We start from the raw sequence: 19,209 nt of genomic DNA, 5'->3' as shown, positions 1-19,209 counted from the left end.
TGTGCTTGCTTGCCTTGTGCTTGTTAGCTGCGTTAACACCTGGGAAACCTGTTCCTATGCTGAAATCACTGAAATTAATTTCCTTTCTGCTGTTATCTCTTTCCTTATCGGCTTGTGGTTTTCACTTGCGTGGCAGCCAAGCATTTCAGCCGCTGGAAATGCGAATTGATGGTGAGTACAGTCAGCTTTACCGCTATTTGACTGAAGATTTAAAACCTAGCGCCAGTGCCGCTTTGCAATTGACAATCATCGATGAAAAATGGATTGATCGTAGCTTGAGTTATGACACATCCAATAATGTCACCGAATATGAATTGGTTTATCGGGTGCAATACACCTTGGGTGTCGCAACCCCCGAAGGTCCGTTGCGCAAAAAAACCATGGAACTGATGCGTGTTTATCAGGCCGATACTGCCAACCCTTTGGCTAACCGAGCTGAGCAACGGTTGTTAGTAGATGATATGACTCGCCGTGCTGCCAAAAAGCTATTAGCACGAGCTAAAGCTGCAAAATAAACCTACAAAATACAAGGCGGCTGTCGTGTTTTAATCTCGATATCAATTATCGAATAAATCGTTGAATAGCTTGCATTATTCAGCGTATTTCCATTGTCAGGAAGCGCTAATGCTTTTCTACATTTGCTAGAAACAGGGACAGGTTTTTGAAGATCAAAGCAGAACAGTTGCAATCCAAACTATCACAAGGCTTGCCGCCGGTTATTTTAATTAGTGGCGATGCACCTTTGCTGGTGCAGGAAACGGCCGATAGTGTGCGATCACATTTGTTGGCTCAAGGCTACGAACGCAATCGTCATTCGGTTGAAAGTGGCTTTGTTTGGAACGAACTATTGGAAGATGCCGGTAGCCTGTCATTATTTTCTAGCTACAAATTGTTAGAACTGGCAATGCCTAATGGCAAGCCGGGCACCGAAGGCAGTGGCATTATTAAAGGTTTTTGTCAAAATCCGCCTGCTGATACGGTGCTGTTGATTGTGACTGGCAAGTTAGACGGTTCTGCACAGCGTAGCGCTTGGCATAAGGCGATTGATAAAGCCGGTTGGCTGGTTCAATTGTGGCCGCCAACCGTGCAACAAATGCCTGGTTGGATTCGCCAAAGATTACAAAAGGCCGGTTTTAAACCTGATCAATCCGCCTGCGAAATTTTATCTTCCCGTACCGAAGGCAACTTGTTAGCGGCCAGTCAGGAAGTTGAAAAGTTGGCATTATTATTACCGGCAGGCCCATTATCTGGTGATGCAGTAGCGCAGGCAGTGGCAGATTCTGCTCGCTATGACATTTTCCAATGGGTGGATGCTTGTTTGGCCGGTGATGCCGAACGGGTATGCCGCGTTTTAGAAGGTCTGAAAGCAGAGGGTGATGAGCCGACTTTGCTGGTTTGGGCCTTGGCGCGTGAGCTGCGAACCTTATCGCAAGTGGTTTATGCCAGAGCCGCCGGTCAAAACCCAGACGCCGCTTTAGACAAAGCTAAAACGCCGGGCTTGCCGCCATTTTTATGGGATAAACGTAAGCCGCTGTTGAAAAGTATTTTGCGTCGTCACGGCAATATCGCCAGCTGGCAAAGTTGGTTGGAGGCTTGTGGCGAAGCCGATCGAATTTGTAAAGGTATGGCACCGGGCGATGTCTGGTTAAAGTTATTGAGCATTGGCTTGGCAATGGCTGGCAGGCCGGTTGAGCCGTTATAAGGGCATAGTAAAGCCAGTCAACTGTATTGGTTTTAATCTCAAATTCTGTTGCTTTGATTGATAAGTCGTTCTCTGTAGGTTTGATAAGCCACAGGCGCAATCAGGCATTGTGGTAATTGACGGTTGTGGTAATCGAGGGTTGTGAGTGTCTGATTTCGCTTAAAGCTCATCAAATCTTGTATCTACGCAAATCAAAACGAACAAAACACCATCCGAGCATGAGGCTGTATAACAATGAATGTCACTGAATATATGCAAACCCTAGGTCAGCAGGCACGGCAAGCCTCCAGAGCGATTAGCCGCGCTGCGCCGGGTGATAAAGTGAATGCGTTATTAGCGATGGCGAGTGCGATTGATAGCAGCCGAACTGAGCTAGCTGCTGCCAATCAGCAAGATCTACAAAATGGTCGTGATAAAGGCCTTGAGCCGGCGATGATTGACCGCTTGGCATTAACCCCTGCAGGCATTGATACCATGATCGAAAGCCTGCATCAGGTGGCGGGTTTGGCAGATCCCGTGGGTGAAATCACCGATATGAGCTATCGGCCATCCGGTATTCAAGTCGGTAAAATGCGGGTGCCTTTAGGCGTGGTGGGGATTATTTATGAATCCCGGCCAAACGTCACTATTGAAGCGGCCAGCTTGTGTTTGAAATCGGGTAATGCCTGTATTTTGCGCGGCGGTTCAGAAGCGATTCATTCCAACAAAGCATTGGCCAAATGTATTCAACAAGGCCTGGAACAAGTCGGTCTGCCCAAGCATGCAGTGCAGGTGGTGGAAACCACCGATAGAGCGGCAGTGGGCGAACTGATCACCATGCAAGATTATGTCGATGTGATTATTCCGCGTGGTGGCAAAGGTTTAATCGAGCGAATTAGTCGCGATGCCAAAGTACTGGTGATCAAACACCTAGATGGCATTTGCCATGTCTATATCGATGATCAGGCAGATATCGAAAAAGCCGTTAAGGTTGCATTCAATGCCAAATGCCACCGTTATGGCACCTGTAACACCATGGAAACTTTATTAGTTCACCAAGGGATTGCAGCCACTGTATTGCCTCAATTAGCCGAGAAATATCAAAAGGAAAAAGTCGAGCTGCGCGGCTGTGAAGCAACCCGACAGATTCTGACCGATGCAACCCCGGCAACCGAGCAAGATTGGGCGACTGAATATTTAGCACCGGTGTTGTCAGTGAAAATTGTCGAAGATATGAACGAAGCAATCGATCATATTACCCGCTTTAGCTCGGCGCATACCGAGAGCATTATTACTGAGAACCATACCCGGGCGATGAAGTTTGTCCGCGAAGTTGACTCTAGCTCGGTGATGATTAATGCCTCGACTCGATTTGCCGATGGCTTTGAATATGGCTTGGGTGCCGAGATTGGTATCTCCACCGATAAGATCCATGCCCGCGGTCCAGTTGGCCTAGAGGGTTTGACCAGTCAGAAATATATCGTGCTGGGCGATGGGCATATTCGCCAGTAGGTTAGAAAAGCGCTCAGGCGCTTTCTGGCTAATAATCCCCGACATTGATGCAAGTTGCTGTCCGGTGGTGTGGTACTTATCCAACCTACCAATAAATGCTTGATCAAGGTAGAATTGCCAAATAATTCGGCCGGGCTTACCCGGCTTTGCTATTTCAAGAAGTGATTAAATGAACAGTGAACAGTTAAGAGATATGGCGATCAGTGCGTTGGAAGACGTAAAAGCCGACAACATCACCATTTTGGATGTTAGAGAAAAAACCGACGTTTGTGATTACATGGTAATCGCTAGCGGTACATCCAATCGCCACACGCGCTCTTTAGGTATTAACCTGAGTGCCGAGATGAAAAAAGCCGATATGATGCCTCGTGTTGAAGGCGAAGAAGACGGCGAGTGGGTGTTGGTCGATCTGGGTGATGTGCTGGTTCACATTATGCTGCCAGAGGCGCGCGAGCGTTATGACATTGAATCTTTGTGGTCAGCTGCCTCAAGAGATTAAACTGTTTTAATAGCGATAGTGGCATTATAAATGTCGTTTTCAATGCGCTGATTAAACAGAATAAACCGCTACTTTTGAAGCTTAATCGCTTATCAAAGTAGCGGTTTTTTTATTTCTGCAACAATAAGGTGACCATCTGTTATCTTGCGGGTATTATCTATTTCAATCATGGTTAGGCGGACAAGCCGTTACTTGGCTCTTTTGAATTTGTAGTGGTTCAATGTCAGGGCATTAATTAGATCGTTTATCAGAAACATGCACTAGTGTGGTGACGGTGGCGAAAAAAATGCTTTAGGGTCGCCAAAGTCGAAGTTTCTGACCGCTGGAATGCCACTGATGTGACCTAATTAGTCGCTGGTAGCATTAATCTATTGAGCAGATATGGTGCATATAAACCCGGGTGCGCCCACAGGCTTACCCAGACTACGAAAACCAAAGAGCTTTCATTAATGAAGTACTGAAGTTTCAATTAATACCGAACTAAAGTAGGTTGAGTAAGCCTTAAGGTGCACCCAACAATGTAGGTGTTTTGGAACATCATTTTATCGAATCTTACGCAGCTATTAATGATTGGATTTAGTTCTTTGGCTTAATAGCTAGGTCGGCGTCGGTGCAAGCAGCAATAAGGCAGATAAAAAAGCAGGTGTGGAATGAATTCAGAAAAACAACAAGTGGAACAGTTTATCGTTGATTATTATCAGAAGTTTGATCAACGAGCACCTCTGAAAGAATTCGATCAACTGATTGATTGGGACGATTTTCAATTGCTAACCGGGCAAGTGATTATCAAGAGCCGTGATGAATATCGAGATTGGTATCTTGAAGTGCGACATGAATATGAAAACAGCCAGCATATATTGAAAAACCTGCAGATAGAATTGCTAGATATCGGCTGCTTTTATGCTCGGGCTGACCTGAAATTTAAAGCAATTAAAAAAGGCTTTATCGACAAAAAAATAAAAACTAAAGCCAAGCTTGAATGGACCATAAAATCTGATGATTCAGGCTTTAAAATTAAAGAATATATTGTTAAGTAAATTACAGTTGAGATGTGATGTTAGAACATAATCATTTGGCTGTTGAGCTGCGCATTTCTGTTGCTAAAAAACTCTGTTCGCTATTACCTAAATCTCTTCCTGTTACTGCAATGTTTATTGGAGGATCGGTTGCGAAAGGATGGGCTGATGATTATTCCGATCTGGAATTATGCCTTGTTTGGCAGCAACTTCCAAATGCTTCGCTAAGAGCATCAATTCTGGATGCCTGGCAAGCTAAAAAGCAACGCTTAGCTAGTAGCACCGAGAGTGAGATTTTCGAAGATGGCTGTTTTGTCGATGGTTTGCAGGTAGACCTTTGGCACTGCAGCTACCAGTCGATAGATTCATTAATTGACTCAGCGATGCTTGATTGCAAATTAACCATCTCACAGCAACAAACTCTGGCAACGCTTGAGCATGCAATAGTTCTCAAGCCTTCTGCCAAGTTGGAACAATGGCAGTCACGGTTGCGTTTTACCGAGCAGTTGCAGCACAAACTGATCACAGATAATTTCTCAGCATTTGTCTATGCCAATCTGGATCTGTCAGTAAATCGCGGTGATCTTGTGATTTTATATAACCTGATTTCAGGCATTCACAAGCGATTAATTAATGTACTGTTTGCTCTCAATAAACGCTTTCACCTTGGGCATAAAAACGCTGAGCAGGTGTTGAATATTTTACCGTTTAAACCGAATAACTGCTGGCAGAAAATACAATGTAGCTATCAACTGCCACCTGATAAGGCGTTGCAAGCATTAAAAGACCTTGTGGAGGAGATGTTTGATTTGGTTGAATATCAGTTGGATTTAGATCTGGGTCAGCTGCGTCAGGCTTGGCGGGAGAGTAAAAGGAAAAAATTTTAGTAATAGATAGCGATAAGTTGTTTTAAAATCTAGTGGATAATTAATAATTATGAACCCACTATTCTGTCGATAGTATTTTTTGTTCGCCGTAGATACCATCTGACTTAACCGATCTCAAGCTGTAATTTTCACTTGAGGTCGGTATTCGTTTTGATGTTTTACAACACCAAAACAAATCTGTACCAGCTTGCGCATCGCTGCGCCTATGGCTTGCATTTTACATTTACCGTTGGCCATTAAACGCCGAGTATGCTCTGCAATATCAGGGTTCTTTTTACACGCATTAACTGCAGGTAAATAAAGCTTTTTCCTGATTATTCCTGGACCTCTCTTGCTCAAGCGGCTTTGCCCTTTCCATTTGCCTGATTCTCTTATCCTGGGAATTAACCCCAGATATGCGGCAACTTGCCCTGCATTTTCAAAGTCTTTACCCATCAATAAGGCCAGCATGTATGAAGAAAGAACGGGACCTACACAGGGTATTGTTTCAAGTAACCGTCTGTTTTCTTTTAATTGTGGATAGCGGCCAATATGATCATCAATATCCTGTTTGAGGCGTTTTTTTTCGTCCTTTAATCTCGTAATCATTTCATGCAGTGAATTCATAACACGAACAGGCGTTACGGTACTTTCAGCTTTTTCCAGACGATTCGTTTCTCGCTGCAAATCTGATTCAATCGCTTCTAAACGTGCTAATAAGGCTTTTAACAGCCGTGCTTCTTCTGGTGCTGGCTGCCATAAGTCAGGTTTGTAATGCTCAGCAAAGCACGCAATTGTTTTGCTGTCGCTCTTGTCTGTTTTGTGGATAACCTTGCTGCTATCGGCATAAGATTTGATGCGAGAAGGATTAACTACGCTGACTTTAAATCCTGAATCATAAAGATATTCTGCAAGATTTTCATGATAAACACTGGTTGCTTCCATCGTAATATGAATTTCAGCTTTACTTGCTTGAGTGTTTTTAAGCATCCAAGCTTCAAGCTCTTGAAAGCCTTTTAAATTATTCCGAATCTTTTTGCTTTTAACCTTACCAATGGCTGGATCTCGTAGCCAAAGACAATCCAGTTTTTCTTTGCTGACATCTACACCAATATACTGCATCTCATTGTTTCCCTTGTACATACAACATCACTGCAAAACAAAGCAGGTGTTTGGATACCAATTCATAATTTGAGATAAAAAGAATTCAGTGGCTTAATCTACGTTGCAGCGTCAAAGCGCTAAGGTTGCACACATTCTCACTGAACTCTCTGGGCTAGAGATAGCTAATCACCAACCCAAGTCAGATACAAGGTTGCACGGAGCAGCCGTAGGCGCGACCTGCAACTTGGCCATGGCAAAATTGATTCTAGGCGGGCTTTCGATGAATAAGCTGCGCCTGGTATTTTAATGCTTTGTTTTGTCGTATCTTTTTTACAACATATTTTGCCTGGCATAATTTTCTTGCTATAAAGCCGATAGACAAAGCCGACAGGCACAAAGGCTAATCTTTGCTCCCTAATTTTGGAAATGTACGTTAGATATGTATATAATCCGCGCGCAATTTTAATGACCCTTAGTAATGCTCTGGTTTTACGTTCCAGACCGCAATAAAGGAAAGATCCATGTCTGAGCAAGCTGCTCCTGTCGTTGTATGTGCGATGTATAAGTTCGTCACCCTAGAAAACTTCCAAGATATTCGCCAACCCTTATTAGAAGCAATGAAAGCCAATGACGTTCGTGGCACCCTGCTCATTGCCCAAGAAGGCATTAATGGTACGGTTGCGGGCTCCCGCGCAGGTATCGATGCACTATTAGCGTGGTTGGCGACCGACGAACGTTTAGCCAATATCGTCCATAAAGAATCCTTTGATGAGACCATGCCCTTCTACCGCACTAAGGTGAAGCTGAAGAAAGAAATCGTCACCATGGGCATTGAAGGCATCGATCCAAAACAGGTTGTAGGTACTTATGTTAAGCCACAAGACTGGAATGCCTTAATCTCAGATCCTGACGTTATTTTGGTCGATACCCGTAACGATTACGAAGCCCAAATTGGTACTTTCCAAGGCGCTGTAAACCCCAATACGGAGACTTTTCGTGAATTTCCGCAGTACGTAAAAGAGAATATGGATCCGACTAAGCAAAAGAAAATCGCCATGTTCTGTACCGGCGGCATTCGCTGTGAGAAATCGACGGCCTACATGAAAGAACAAGGCTTCGAGGAGGTATATCACCTTGAAGGCGGCATTCTAAAATATCTAGAAGAAGTGCCAAAAGAAGAAACCATGTGGGAAGGTGAGTGCTTTGTCTTTGATAACCGCGTCGCGGTCAACCACGACCTAGAAAAAGGTCAATACGACCAGTGTCACGCTTGTCGCTACCCAATTACTGAACAAGATAAATTGAGCGCCGACTATCTGCAAGGCGTTAGCTGCCCACACTGCATTGATAGCTGCAGCGAAGAGCAACGTGAGCGTTTCAAGCAACGTGAATTGCAAATGCAGTTGGCTAAACAGCGCGGCGAAGATCACTTAGGCGCTGATGTTAAAGAAACAGTTGAAAGACATCGCCAAGATAAAGTACGTTTCCGTGAAGAGCAGCGTTCTAAAAACTAAGATATTTGTTGCTAAAAATAATGAGTAACGATTTGCGTAAAAAAGGCCTGCTTGAGATCTATTTATTAATCGTTGCGTAAGTATTTGCAGAAGACGACACCTTACTTCAAGTGATTGTTGGGTGCGCCTTAAGGCTTACCCAACCTACTTTTAGTTCGGCATTAATTTAAATATCAGATCCTTATTAATTAAAAGCAATTGGTTTTCGTAGCCTGGGTAAGCCTGTGGGCGCACCCGGGAGTTGCATGTGTCATATCCGTTAAATAATGCAAGAACAAATGCAACGATTAATATAATGCGACATTACTTTCTAGTATTGGAAAAATAACTTTCACCGACAAAATATTAGGCAGGCCTTGCAATATATTAAATAAAGTAGAGCTAGACACTTTTAGGGATTTCCTGTTTTAGGTGAAACTGTATTGATTGATATTCCAGGCCTAGCAGATGAGTCGAGGATCATTGGCTATTTTATGAAAAGCCGATGTAATTTTTTGTTACGCTGGGCGGAAGTTGCTTGCTTGTTCCGGTAGAAAAGCCGAACGATTATAAATCGTTCAGCATATAACCTTTACCAAAAACGGTTTTGATCCGTTGTGGTTTGCTGCCATTGTCATTTAACTTGTTTCTTAAATGTGAAATTGTGATATCGACAAAACGCGATACACCGTCATATTCAAAGCCACGAACTTGTTGGAAAATATCATCTCGCGATAATACATGTCCGGCGTTGTCGGCAAGGCAGCATAGTAATTCAAATTCTTGAGTATTTAAATCGACATCGTTTTGGTCAACTTTGACGCTTCTACGGCGTTTGTCGATGCTTAAATTACCAAAGCGGAAAAGTTGTTGGTTGTTGCTATCTTGCTGGCTACGGTCGTTGCGACGAAGTAAAGCCTTGACTCTGGCCAGTAGCAACCTGGGTTCTGCCGGTTTACACAGGTAATCATCTGCGCCAATTTCTAGGCCAAGGATCTGGTCGATATCATCTGACTTTGCTGTCAGCATTAATATCGGTGCGCTAAATTGGTTGCGGACTTCCTTGCAAATGTCCATGCCATCTTTTCCCGGCAACATTAAATCAAGAATTAACAATGCAGGCTGGGTTCGTAATATAACTTCAACGGCATCACTTCCATTGGAAACAGTTTCAACATGGAAACCATTTTTATCCAGATAATTTGCGGTTAACTTAGCCAGCTCTAAATCATCTTCTACCAGAAGAATATAAGGCTTAGTATTTTCTGTGTTCATAACTTCTCGTAATCAGGTTGTCTTTACAAAGTGGCCAGTTTTAATTAATTTTTCAGATCTTCTACTAATGTTTCCTCGAGACTTTTGATAAGCAGAAGTTCTGAGTCTTTCCGCAAGCCTTGTTTATTGTTCGGCGTTTTATCTTGTGAAGAATTGCCAGAGGCAGGCTGGTATTGATCCCTTTTGATGGCTTGTTGTGGCGCGGTGTCTTGGTAATCCATCAAGCTGCTATTGTCTAGTGAATTGAGTAGTTTTTCATCGCTGCCGGTCAAACCCACACCAAACTTATTATCAGCGACTGGCCGAGGTTGCTGATGCCCGCTGCCCTGTGATTTTTCAAGCGATATCATTGGCTTTTCAGATAAGCTTGCCGGTTGCTTCTCGGCATGGGCCGGCAATAGAATGCCAAACGATAGTGTGGCGCTGAGAAATACCTTGGTCATATGAAAATGCTCTATCTGCATCTTATCACCGCTGCGATATGGAAATTATGCCGAGTGTGCAGGCAAATGTAATTAGTGTGTTGAGTGGTCGCTTTTCCATCATTAATACACTAATAAGACCTTTTGTTATGTTTTTTTATGGCTTAGGCCAGCATATTTCAAAAGTTGCACCATGGGAAGATTTTAATAGTCGCGCTTGTCCATGGTGCAGATGGGCAATTTTTTCGACAATTGCCAGCCCTAATCCTGAGCCACCTGACTTGCTATTTCTACTACTATCAATGCGATAAAAAGGTTCGAAGATTTTTTGTGCTTGTTGTTCGGCAATTCCTGGGCCGTCATCAATAATGGTGACGATATAAAGGTTGCTGGTCTGCTTTAGGCAAATTTCAATAGTGCCTGAGGCATAGCGGCAAGCATTGGAAAGCAGGTTTTCAATTGCTCGGCGAATCAGCTGTGGATTTCCAAATGCAGTAAATGGCGCAACTGGTTGGGTAATCGTTAAAGTTGGATAGGTCAGTGATAGTTCTGATGCCAAGGTTTGAGTTTCGACGCCCAAATCAAACGGCGACTGTTCCATGTTGTTATTGATTCGGTCGAGGCTGGCATAGCTGAGGATTTCTTGAAGTAATGATTCCAGTTGTTTGATATCCCGATAAATACCATTAACGGTCTGTTCACAATCTGGCAGGCCAATTGGATCCATATAGTCAGATAACAATTCTTCCAGCTCGGCCATTCGAAATTTTAACCGCGCTACTGGCGTTTTCAAATCATGGGAAACTGCCAGAGTGAGTTCTCGTTGGTTTTCCAGCAGGCTGTGAATTTGCAGCGACATTTGGTTAACTTGTCGAGCAAAGTCTGAAATAGCATCGCTGCCTTTTACATCAATTTTTGAAAACTGGCCCCGTAACCCAAGTGACGACACTTGCTCAGTCATCTTTTTTAAACGCCCTTCAAGCGGCTTAACGCACAAATAGCTCATGGCTGCTGCCAAAGAGATTGCCAGCAAACCGAGCAATGCCAGTAGGTTTTTCGGGTACCAGTTAAATAGTGGGATTGGCCCAAGTGTTAACAGATCACCGCTATTGCCATAGGGTGCATAAACAAAAATTTTCGGCTGGTCGGAAACGGTGCTCTCCAGCAATACCACGGTGTCGCCTTTTTTAATTCGATTGATTTGGCTGCCACGTAAACCCGACTGGTAAATATCGACCTTGGCGATGGGAAAGCCAAACCTTGATTGCAATTGTTTCAGTACTTGCAAGCGAGTTTCTTTGGGGTTACGGCCGAGTTCATTGAGAATTAACAGTGCGGTCACTCGTGATAGCGGCTCATTAATGTCTTTCAACTTACCGGACAAATACAAATGAGATTGATTAGGAACTTTGACATAAATCAGAGCGAGTTCTTCTTTATGGTTAGCCTTGATCAGAAAGTGTTGATTGAGCAGTTGGCTGGTTTCACCAGAGCTCAATGGTAATGCAGCTAAAGATTTTATAGATAGGTCAAGCTGGGTAAGCCGTTTTACTGCTTCAAGCCACTGCAGTTGCTTTACCCCTTCATGACGAGCTAAGCCTTCAGCGATTAAGGTAAAGGTACCTTTTGCGACTTGGTCGAGATATTCGCTCAACCGATACTGATTAACCTGGGCAATGCCCACATAGGCAGCAAAGGCGATTGATAAAAACGCTAACAGCATGCTGCTGTAAATTCTAAAAAAAATACTACCCATCTAAATGCCCCAACAGCAGGCTATTGATATCTATAGACCCGAAAAAATGAATAAAAGAGAGTGGATTGCTCATTGATAGGTATCACCGGTTGAACTGTGCAATATCTTGAAGCTTGTGTCTTGTCTTTTCAACAAGATAAAACAAAGCCGATACAATGCCATGTCACGCTTCGAAGTGGTTATTTTATAGGCTCTTGAAGCAGGGCTGCTTGCATGGTGTGCAAGCGGTAATTTGATTTTACAAACATTAGTGCGCAGCTACACTAAAAGCGGGTTATCTACTGCAAAAAACACATGCCATTTGGATCTTTCAAAAAAACACTGCTGCCTGTTGATCAGGACAATGCTTGGCTTGATGGGTTGCTCGCTGAATATTGCGTTCGGTTGTCTAATGTTATTTCTTTTTCTAATGATCAATTGCCCCGTTCTGAAGAATCAGCTGAGGCTATTCGAACGTTATTAAATTTAAAACGTCTTGTTTTGAGTAGCCATAGGGCTCGAAATTATACCCAAGCATACCAAATAATCTGCCAAATATATGTTTATTGTAAAAATATAGGTGCAAGCTTTCCAGCAGCTGAAAAAAGATCTGCAAGGCGGTTGTTGTCGCAATGTGAAGATCTGAAGCTTCCTTTAAGAGTTATAAGAAAGCTTGATAGTATCACGGATGTTTTTTTTCAAAAATTCAAGTCTAAGTTTAATAAACCGACCGTTCCGTCAACTTCTGCGCTGCCGGGAGTGGCGATAATCCATAGAATCTGGTTAGGAAGCTACCCAAGCGAAGAACGCATGGTTAGGGTTGCTGCCAGTAATAAAAACATAGAGAGGCGGTGGGGGAAGAAAGTACGTCATATCTTGTGGACTGATAATAAGGGCTTGTTGGCTCAGTCAGACAAATTGCTACTTGGTGTTTTTGAAATACACAATGTAGAGAAGTTAATGAATGCTGCCAATTCAATGAGTAATCTTGGTTATTTTGCGAAATCTTTTTTGGCTTGGAAGCAATATTCATATAGTTGCGATGTTTTGAGAATGATTGCGTTGTATTTCTTTGGTGGGTTGTATTTAGACTTTACTTGGGTAAGTTGTTTTTTATTTCAAGGCAGGCCTTTTAACCCAAGCCAGAGTGACGTAAAAATATATAGTGAGCCGATTAAAAACCAAACTGTACCATTAGCCTTTAGTTGTGATTCTAGGTCAATAACCAATGCGCTTACTACGAGTTTCAAGTATAAAAACCAAATTAGCAGATATTCTCCGTGGGTATCCAATCAAATGGTTGATACCAATGTTGCTTATAGTGGTTCGGCTATATCGCCTTATTTTCATGATCTTATTATGCAAATTAATGATGGTTTTTTAAGCAATGCTTTCCGAAAATCATATCAGGATGTATTAAAATTAACACACAAAAATAAAGGTCTGCACGGCAGTTTTATGTACGAAGATATTGCAAGCAATTTAACACCGCCGATTATTGTGATTGTTGCAGGGATTTACCCAGCGTCAATGAAGCATTTGTATAATATGGTTTCGCCACTTGAGTTTGCTTTGCCGTCACATCATTCTTTTGCTGTTAGTGGTTCACTTTTACATCTTTATGTTATCGAAGCGCTAGGTTTAGTTAAGTTGAAAGGGCTGAGCTGGGCGAAAGTGAATGCAAAACTGCAAGGAAGTATAGAAGCGCCATAAAGATATTTTAGATTGCATGTTAAGTGTTGCGTGCGGTGTAGGCGGGCGACAGCTGTATCTGTTTTATTTCTCGTTAGGCACACTTCTTTGTATAGATCAAACCAGGTTGGTTTTTTGGATGATCAGTTTTAGCCTCGAGGATTAGTTTGATGAGGTGCCTGAACAAGATGTTGCTGCTATTCATTTAGATTCCAGAATATAGAAAGTATTAAAGTCAGCGGTTGTGTGTGAAATTCGGTCGCTACGCCAGTGCCTGTGTTCTTATGTTAGGATCGAAGAAATTTTAAATTGCCTTAAACGGTTTCAATTTTTGAGATGATTTTTCTGGAGCGGAGCTACCATCCCTGGCACATAGACTCCGGCTTTTCGGCTTTGGCATCCTGCGTCGCCCTAATCTCTACATCCATGCACTTCCTATCCGGAATGACGGCTCGGAGTATGTTGTAGGCTACAGCGCTTCATTAGTCATTCTGTCATGCTCGGCATGGGAGGCGGGTATCCATAAGCAGGGGGAGCAAAACTCTAAGATTTTCCCACATCTTCACAGGTAAAGCTGAATAATTAGCAACCGGTGTATTATTTAATTCCGCAGCCCTAACGGCTCGTAATTGTCATTTTTCTATGTCTGGTAAAACATTTATTTTCATTAGTTACATATTTTTTGATCTGGCAAGGTTGCAGCATAGTTAGTAGCTAGAAAGTAATATTGTTTCTGTTAAAGTAGCTCGGTTTTCATAAATAATAATCGAGATATTAGGATGGGGATAATGCATAGATTTCCGAAAATAATGCTTGGTACATGTTTGGTGGCTTCGCTGTTTTTAACGGCTTGTGAAGACACATCAACAGATCCAACAGCGCCGGTTGATCCAACTGATCCGACAACGCCGGTCGATCCGACAGATCCAACAGATCCAACAGATCCAACAGACCCGACAGATCCGACAGATCCGACAGATCCGACAGATCCGACAGATCCGACAGATCCAACAGATCCAACAGATCCGACAGATCCAACAGATCCAACAGATCCAACAGATCCAACAGATCCAACAGATCCGCCAACGCCGACAGATCCAGCGCTAATTACTTATTATAAAGATGCGGAAAATTTGACCGGTTATGCGTTAAAGACGGCATTATTTAATATCATTAAAGATCACAGCAGCCGTAGTTATAACGCTCTATGGGACTTTTATGAGGAATATGAAATTGATAGCTATTATGAAAATGATGGTTCAATTTTAGATATGTATTCAGAAAATCCGAATGGTACAGATAGCTATAATTATGAGAAAGTAACGAATCAGTGTGGTAATTATCGTGGCGAAGGTAGCTGCTATAACCGCGAGCACTCTTTTCCTAAAAGCTGGTTTGGTGGAAAACGAGCGCCAATGAATTCGGATGTTCACCATATTGTTGCTTCCGATGGTTATGTTAATGGTAAGCGCGGCAATCTGCCATATGGTGACGTAGGCGCAGCGACTTGGACTTCTAGCAACGGCTCAAAAGTGGGTTCTGCAGCATCAAACTTAGGTTTTTCTGGTACAGTTTTTGAGCCAATCGATGAGTTCAAAGGTGATTTAGCACGCGGTTATTTCTATATGGCAACGCGCTATCAAAATGTCATTGGTAGTTGGGAAACTAATTCCAGTAATTCTAATGCGGTATTGGATGGATCTAGCGATGTAGTGTTTGAGCCATGGGCATTAAAATTACTCATGAAATGGCACAGGCAAGACCCAGTCAGTAAGAAAGAAACAGACCGAAATGCTGGCGCACAAAAGCATCAGGGAAATCGAAATCCGTTTATCGATCATCCTGAATATGTAGATGTGATCTGGGGGAATTAATTCCATCAGTGACCAAAGAGGCTGCCGAATTTGGCGGCCTTTTTTATTTTCAGGTGACCCGTCTTAGATAAGGTTGTCACTTTCGAACGCTTAATCTAGATCCTCATTTAATCCTGAATGTTGAAATTCTATTTTGATCGCAAGCAACTCTCATTGTATAGCCCGTTGCTGCGCCGTTTGCCAAAGTAGTTTCCTGACGCTGATATTTCCCCTTGAGCCAGATGCCGATTAGAATAGCGGCCTTGTCACCTTTGTTGGTTTTGACCAGATAGATTTATGCAGATCCACTTAATTGCAGTTGGCTCGAAAATGCCCGGCTGGGTAGTTGAAGGCTACCAAGAATATGCCCGAAGAATGCCTAGCGACTACCGTGTGACACTGGTGGAAATTCCAGCAGGAAAGCGCGGTAAAAACGCTGATATCAAACGTATTACTGAAAAGGAAGGTGAGCTAATGCTGGCGGCCATTCCGAAAGGTGCACGTGTAGTGGCAATGGAGGTTGGCGGTAAGAGTTGGGATACTCCAGGGCTAGCTCGGCAAATGGAGAAGTGGCACGATGAAGGCCGTGATCTAGTATTGCTGGTTGGTGGTCCAGAAGGATTAGCACCGGCATGTGTAGCTCGAGCTGATTTAAAATGGTCGCTTTCGCCTTTGACTATGCCGCATCCATTAGTCAGAGTGGTGCTTGGTGAGCAGCTCTATCGCGCATGGAGTTTGATCCACAATCATCCTTATCACAGGGAATAGTGAATAATCATTCGACAACTTGAGCCGCAACATAAACGCCAAAATACGCAAAATATACCCGGCGAGATGACTGTCGGTGCGCCACTATATGAATAGGGCGAGATAGAGCGGGATAAGTCAGATTGCTATTGTTGTCTGTTTCTGAAAAATAAGGTTGTTGAAAATATACCGGCACCGTGGGTTGCCAGGATAAAAAAGAGATTTTTGTGGCTGAGCAACATCTGAAAGACCCTAAAGAAGAACGGCGAATTGTTACCCAGCGAAGTTGGTTGGCGCTGATATTTATGCTGTTGATGCTATTAATGTTGGTTGCCCGCATGGGTGATTTACAAGTGCGTCAGTACGGCCATTTTGAAACCCTTTCTGAAAGAAATCGAATTAGTATTCAACCTGTTGCACCGCGTCGCGGCCTAATTTATGACCGTAATGGTGTACTGCTGGCGGAGAATCTACCGACTTGGTCATTGGATTTAGTGCCAGAGCGAAGCAAGGATGTTAAGCAAGTAGTCGAAGCGTTATCCAAGCTGATCGATATTTCTGAGCAGCAAAAAGAAACGTTCTTTAAGCAGCTGCGCAGGAAACGACGATTTCAAGAAGTGCAGCTTCGTGGACGTTTAACTGAGCAGGAAGTGGCTTTTTTATCGGTTAATAAACATCGGTTCCCTGAGATGGAACTCAATGCACGGCTAGTTCGTCATTATCCATTGGGCGCTGCTTTGGCACATAACTTAGGTTATGTTGGGCGAATAAACGTTGATGAACTTACTCGGCTGGATGCCACTAACTACGCTGCAACTCGTAATATCGGTAAATTAGGTGTTGAAAAACAATATGAGCCAGATCTACATGGTCAGATTGGTTTTCGTCGGGTAGAAACCAATGTTCGTGGGCGAGTGATTCGGGTTCTAGAAGAAAAACCACCGGTGCCGGGAAAAGATTTGGTGTTAAATATTGATGCTCGAGTTCAGCTGGCCGCAGTAGATGCTTTAGCAGGACGGCGGGGTTCAGTCGTCGCGATTGATCCACGTGATGGCGGTGTATTGGCGATGGTGTCATCACCCAGTTTTGATGCTAATTGGTTCGTTGGCGGGATTGATTATAAAAATTACAACCGATTAAAAAGTAATTTAGACCAACCATTATTTAACCGGGCGTTACGCGGCCAGTACCCACCAGCATCAACTTTTAAACCTTTTATGGGATTGCTAGGGTTAGAGTCAGGCACGGTAGATATCCACACTAAAATTCAGGATCCTGGCTGGTTTTCATTGCCCAATGATGATCACCGCTACCGTGACTGGAAAGCTAGGGGTCATGGTCATGTCGATCTACAACATAGTTTGTCGCAGTCTTGTGATACCTATTACTACCATATGGCTTGGCAGCTGGGCATCGATAAAATTTCAGCATTTATGGATCAATTTGGTTTTGGCCGATCTACCGGAATAGATTTAGGTGAAGAACTTTACGGTATTTTGCCGTCACGGGAATGGAAGCGAGCGCGTTATAACAAACCTTGGTATCAAGGCGAGACGGTTATTGTTGGTATCGGTCAGGGTTATCTATTGTCGACACCATTGCAATTGGCACATGCAACTGCCGCTCTATCAATGAAAGGTCAACAGTTTCAACCGCGAATGGCCAGAAAAATGCTCAATGCAGAAGGGCAAGAATCGCCGGTTGAAGTTGTTGAGAACTTGCCGATTGTATTGCAAAAGAAAAATGCTTGGAAAGCAGTCATTGCAGGAATGGAAGCGGTGGTTCATTCGTCTCGAGGAACCGGGCGGCGTGCGGCTTTAGGTGCTAGTTATCGAATGGCAGGTAAAACCGGTACTGCTCAAGTGTTTACAGTTGCGCAGGAAGATGAATATGTTGCCGAGGATGTAGCTGACCGGTTAAAAGACCATGGTTTGTTCACTGCTTGGGCACCATTAAATGATCCGAAAATTGCGATCGCAGTTATAGTTGAAAACGGAGAGTCAGGCGGTGCGGTTGCCGGGCCTGTTGCCAGAAAAGTAATGGATGCTTGGCTATTAAATCAGCCCGATCAATCCACGTTTAGTATGTTGCCAGAATCTGATCAGCAAGATGAAGTTGCTGAGCCTTCAATTGATGACGCGACTGAAGTGAACTCAAATGAGGCCAGCCAATGATTAAGGATTTCCAACGTAAACTGGATGGCCAAGCCAGCATGACCAGTACGCCGCTGTCCCATCGGCTTCATATAGATTTACCTCTATTTGGTTTGTTGTTGGCATTGCTTAGCTTGGGATTATTGGTGTTATACAGTGCTAGCAACCAGAGTCTGGCGATGATTCGAAGCCAAGGCATTCGAATTGTTGCCGGTTTATTAGTGATGATCGTGGTGGCCCAGCTTAATCCGAGAATTATTCGACAATGGGCTCCTGTGGTTTATGCCATTAGCCTATCAATGCTAGTAGCCGTTTTATTAGTGGGTGTGGAAGGCAAGGGTGCCCAGCGTTGGTTGGATGTGGGGGTTGCTCGAGTTCAGCCTTCAGAACTAATGAAGTTGGCCATGCCTTGCATGATCGCTTGGTGGATGCATAAGCGGCGTTTGCCACCAGACTTAAAGTCAGTGGCGTTTAGCTTGGTACTATTAGCATTGCCCGCAGTGCTGATTTTAAAACAGCCTGACCTAGGCACGACTATTTTGGTATTCGCTGCCGGTTTTTTTGTATTGCTGTTTGCTGGGCTGCGTATTCGTTGGCTGATTTATTCGGCAATTGTTGCGATTCCTGCAGTGGTTGCTTTCTGGTTTTTTGTGATGCGTGATTATCAGAAGCAGCGGGTGTATACCTTTTTAGATCCAGAGCGAGATCCGCTGGGTGCTGGTTATCATATTATCCAGTCGAAAATTGCGATAGGTTCTGGCGGTGTATTTGGTAAAGGCTGGACTCAGGGTACTCAGTCGCAGCTAGAATTTTTGCCAGAGCGGCATACCGATTTTATCTTTTCGGTATTTAGTGAAGAATTAGGTTTAGCAGGCATTGTGATTTTACTGACGCTTTATTTCTTGATTATCGCCCGTGGACTCTTTATAGCAATGCAAGGCCCCGACAGTTTTAGTCGCTTGCTAGGTGGTAGCATTGTCTGTACGTTTTTTGTTTATGTTTTCGTCAATATTGGAATGGTCAGTGGCTTGCTGCCGGTGGTAGGGGTGCCTTTGCCATTGGTGAGTTATGGCGGAACCTCGATGGTGACCCTATTACTAAGCTTCGGTATGCTGATGTCTATAGGTACCCATCCAAGACGGATTAGTGGTTAACCGATAA

The 19,209-nt window shown here is 43.5% G+C and carries 16 protein-coding genes; 12 read left to right on the top strand and 4 right to left on the bottom strand.

Features of this window, described 5'->3' with window-relative positions:
- The first annotated feature begins 56 nt into the window (after positions 1 to 56).
- The 6 genes from DC094_RS03555 (at position 57) to DC094_RS03530 (ending at position 5,595) form a co-directional block, all read left to right on the top strand.
- Positions 57 to 515, top strand: coding sequence for an LPS-assembly lipoprotein LptE (locus DC094_RS03555; RefSeq protein WP_158527200.1), 459 nt, complete (start codon positions 57 to 59; stop codon positions 513 to 515).
- 146 nt (positions 516 to 661) lie between these two features.
- Entirely contained in the window at positions 662 to 1,702 is a 1,041-nt protein-coding gene (gene holA / locus DC094_RS03550; RefSeq protein ID WP_116685691.1) for a DNA polymerase III subunit delta, read from the top strand.
- A 234-nt stretch (positions 1,703 to 1,936) separates the two neighbouring features.
- A complete protein-coding gene (locus DC094_RS03545) occupies positions 1,937 to 3,193 on the top strand; it encodes a glutamate-5-semialdehyde dehydrogenase (protein WP_116685690.1) in 1,257 nt (418 codons plus the stop codon).
- Positions 3,194 to 3,362: 169 nt separating this feature from the next.
- The gene (gene rsfS / locus DC094_RS03540; RefSeq protein ID WP_116685689.1) at positions 3,363 to 3,692 is read left to right on the top strand and encodes a ribosome silencing factor; all 330 of its coding nucleotides are present in this window, start codon (positions 3,363 to 3,365) and stop codon (positions 3,690 to 3,692) included.
- Between the two features lie 650 nt (positions 3,693 to 4,342).
- A complete protein-coding gene (locus DC094_RS03535) occupies positions 4,343 to 4,729 on the top strand; it encodes a hypothetical protein (protein ID WP_116685688.1) in 387 nt (128 codons plus the stop codon).
- A gap of 17 nt (positions 4,730 to 4,746) precedes the next feature.
- Entirely contained in the window at positions 4,747 to 5,595 is an 849-nt protein-coding gene (locus DC094_RS03530; protein ID WP_116685687.1) for a hypothetical protein, read from the top strand.
- A 114-nt stretch (positions 5,596 to 5,709) separates the two neighbouring features.
- Here the strand turns inward: DC094_RS03530 and DC094_RS03525 are convergent, their stop codons facing one another.
- Positions 5,710 to 6,696 (bottom strand): IS110 family RNA-guided transposase, encoded by a 987-nt coding sequence (locus DC094_RS03525; protein WP_116686193.1) that lies wholly within the window; start codon positions 6,694 to 6,696, stop codon positions 5,710 to 5,712.
- A gap of 539 nt (positions 6,697 to 7,235) precedes the next feature.
- Between DC094_RS03525 and trhO the strand changes: the two genes are divergently transcribed.
- The gene (trhO, locus tag DC094_RS03520; RefSeq protein ID WP_439650628.1) at positions 7,236 to 8,192 is read left to right on the top strand and encodes an oxygen-dependent tRNA uridine(34) hydroxylase TrhO; all 957 of its coding nucleotides are present in this window, start codon (positions 7,236 to 7,238) and stop codon (positions 8,190 to 8,192) included.
- 546 nt (positions 8,193 to 8,738) lie between these two features.
- Here the strand turns inward: trhO and DC094_RS03515 are convergent.
- The 3 genes from DC094_RS03515 to DC094_RS03505 form a co-directional block, all read right to left on the bottom strand.
- Positions 8,739 to 9,446, bottom strand: a complete 708-nt coding sequence (locus DC094_RS03515) for a response regulator (protein ID WP_116685685.1) — start codon at positions 9,444 to 9,446, stop codon at positions 8,739 to 8,741.
- Positions 9,447 to 9,490: 44 nt separating this feature from the next.
- Complete coding sequence (locus DC094_RS03510; RefSeq protein ID WP_133245458.1) at positions 9,491 to 9,910, bottom strand: hypothetical protein; 420 nt, start codon at positions 9,908 to 9,910, stop codon at positions 9,491 to 9,493.
- A gap of 115 nt (positions 9,911 to 10,025) precedes the next feature.
- Entirely contained in the window at positions 10,026 to 11,624 is a 1,599-nt protein-coding gene (locus DC094_RS03505; protein ID WP_116685683.1) for an ATP-binding protein, read from the bottom strand.
- 294 nt (positions 11,625 to 11,918) lie between these two features.
- Here DC094_RS03505 and DC094_RS03500 point away from each other — a divergent pair, with 294 nt between their 5' ends.
- The 5 genes from DC094_RS03500 to rodA all read left to right on the top strand — a co-directional run bounded on the left by DC094_RS03500 (position 11,919) and on the right by rodA (position 19,202).
- Positions 11,919 to 13,316, top strand: coding sequence for a glycosyltransferase family 32 protein (locus DC094_RS03500; protein ID WP_116685682.1), 1,398 nt, complete (start codon positions 11,919 to 11,921; stop codon positions 13,314 to 13,316).
- Between the two features lie 767 nt (positions 13,317 to 14,083).
- Positions 14,084 to 15,169, top strand: a complete 1,086-nt coding sequence (locus DC094_RS03495) for an HNH endonuclease signature motif containing protein (RefSeq protein ID WP_206605557.1) — start codon at positions 14,084 to 14,086, stop codon at positions 15,167 to 15,169.
- 276 nt (positions 15,170 to 15,445) lie between these two features.
- Positions 15,446 to 15,916, top strand: coding sequence for a 23S rRNA (pseudouridine(1915)-N(3))-methyltransferase RlmH (gene rlmH / locus DC094_RS03490; protein WP_116685680.1), 471 nt, complete (start codon positions 15,446 to 15,448; stop codon positions 15,914 to 15,916).
- A gap of 206 nt (positions 15,917 to 16,122) precedes the next feature.
- Entirely contained in the window at positions 16,123 to 18,069 is a 1,947-nt protein-coding gene (gene mrdA / locus DC094_RS03485) for a penicillin-binding protein 2 (RefSeq protein WP_206605556.1), read from the top strand.
- The gene (rodA, locus tag DC094_RS03480) at positions 18,066 to 19,202 is read left to right on the top strand and encodes a rod shape-determining protein RodA (protein WP_116685679.1); all 1,137 of its coding nucleotides are present in this window, start codon (positions 18,066 to 18,068) and stop codon (positions 19,200 to 19,202) included. The genes mrdA and rodA overlap by 4 nt, the downstream gene beginning before the upstream one ends.
- Positions 19,203 to 19,209 lie beyond the last annotated feature (7 nt).

This window comes from Pelagibaculum spongiae (genome assembly GCF_003097315.1).
Lineage (GTDB): Bacteria > Pseudomonadota > Gammaproteobacteria > Enterobacterales > Pelagibaculaceae > Pelagibaculum > Pelagibaculum spongiae.
The sequence above is the reverse complement of the archived record's forward strand: the minus strand, read 5'-3'. Positions and strand labels throughout refer to the sequence as shown.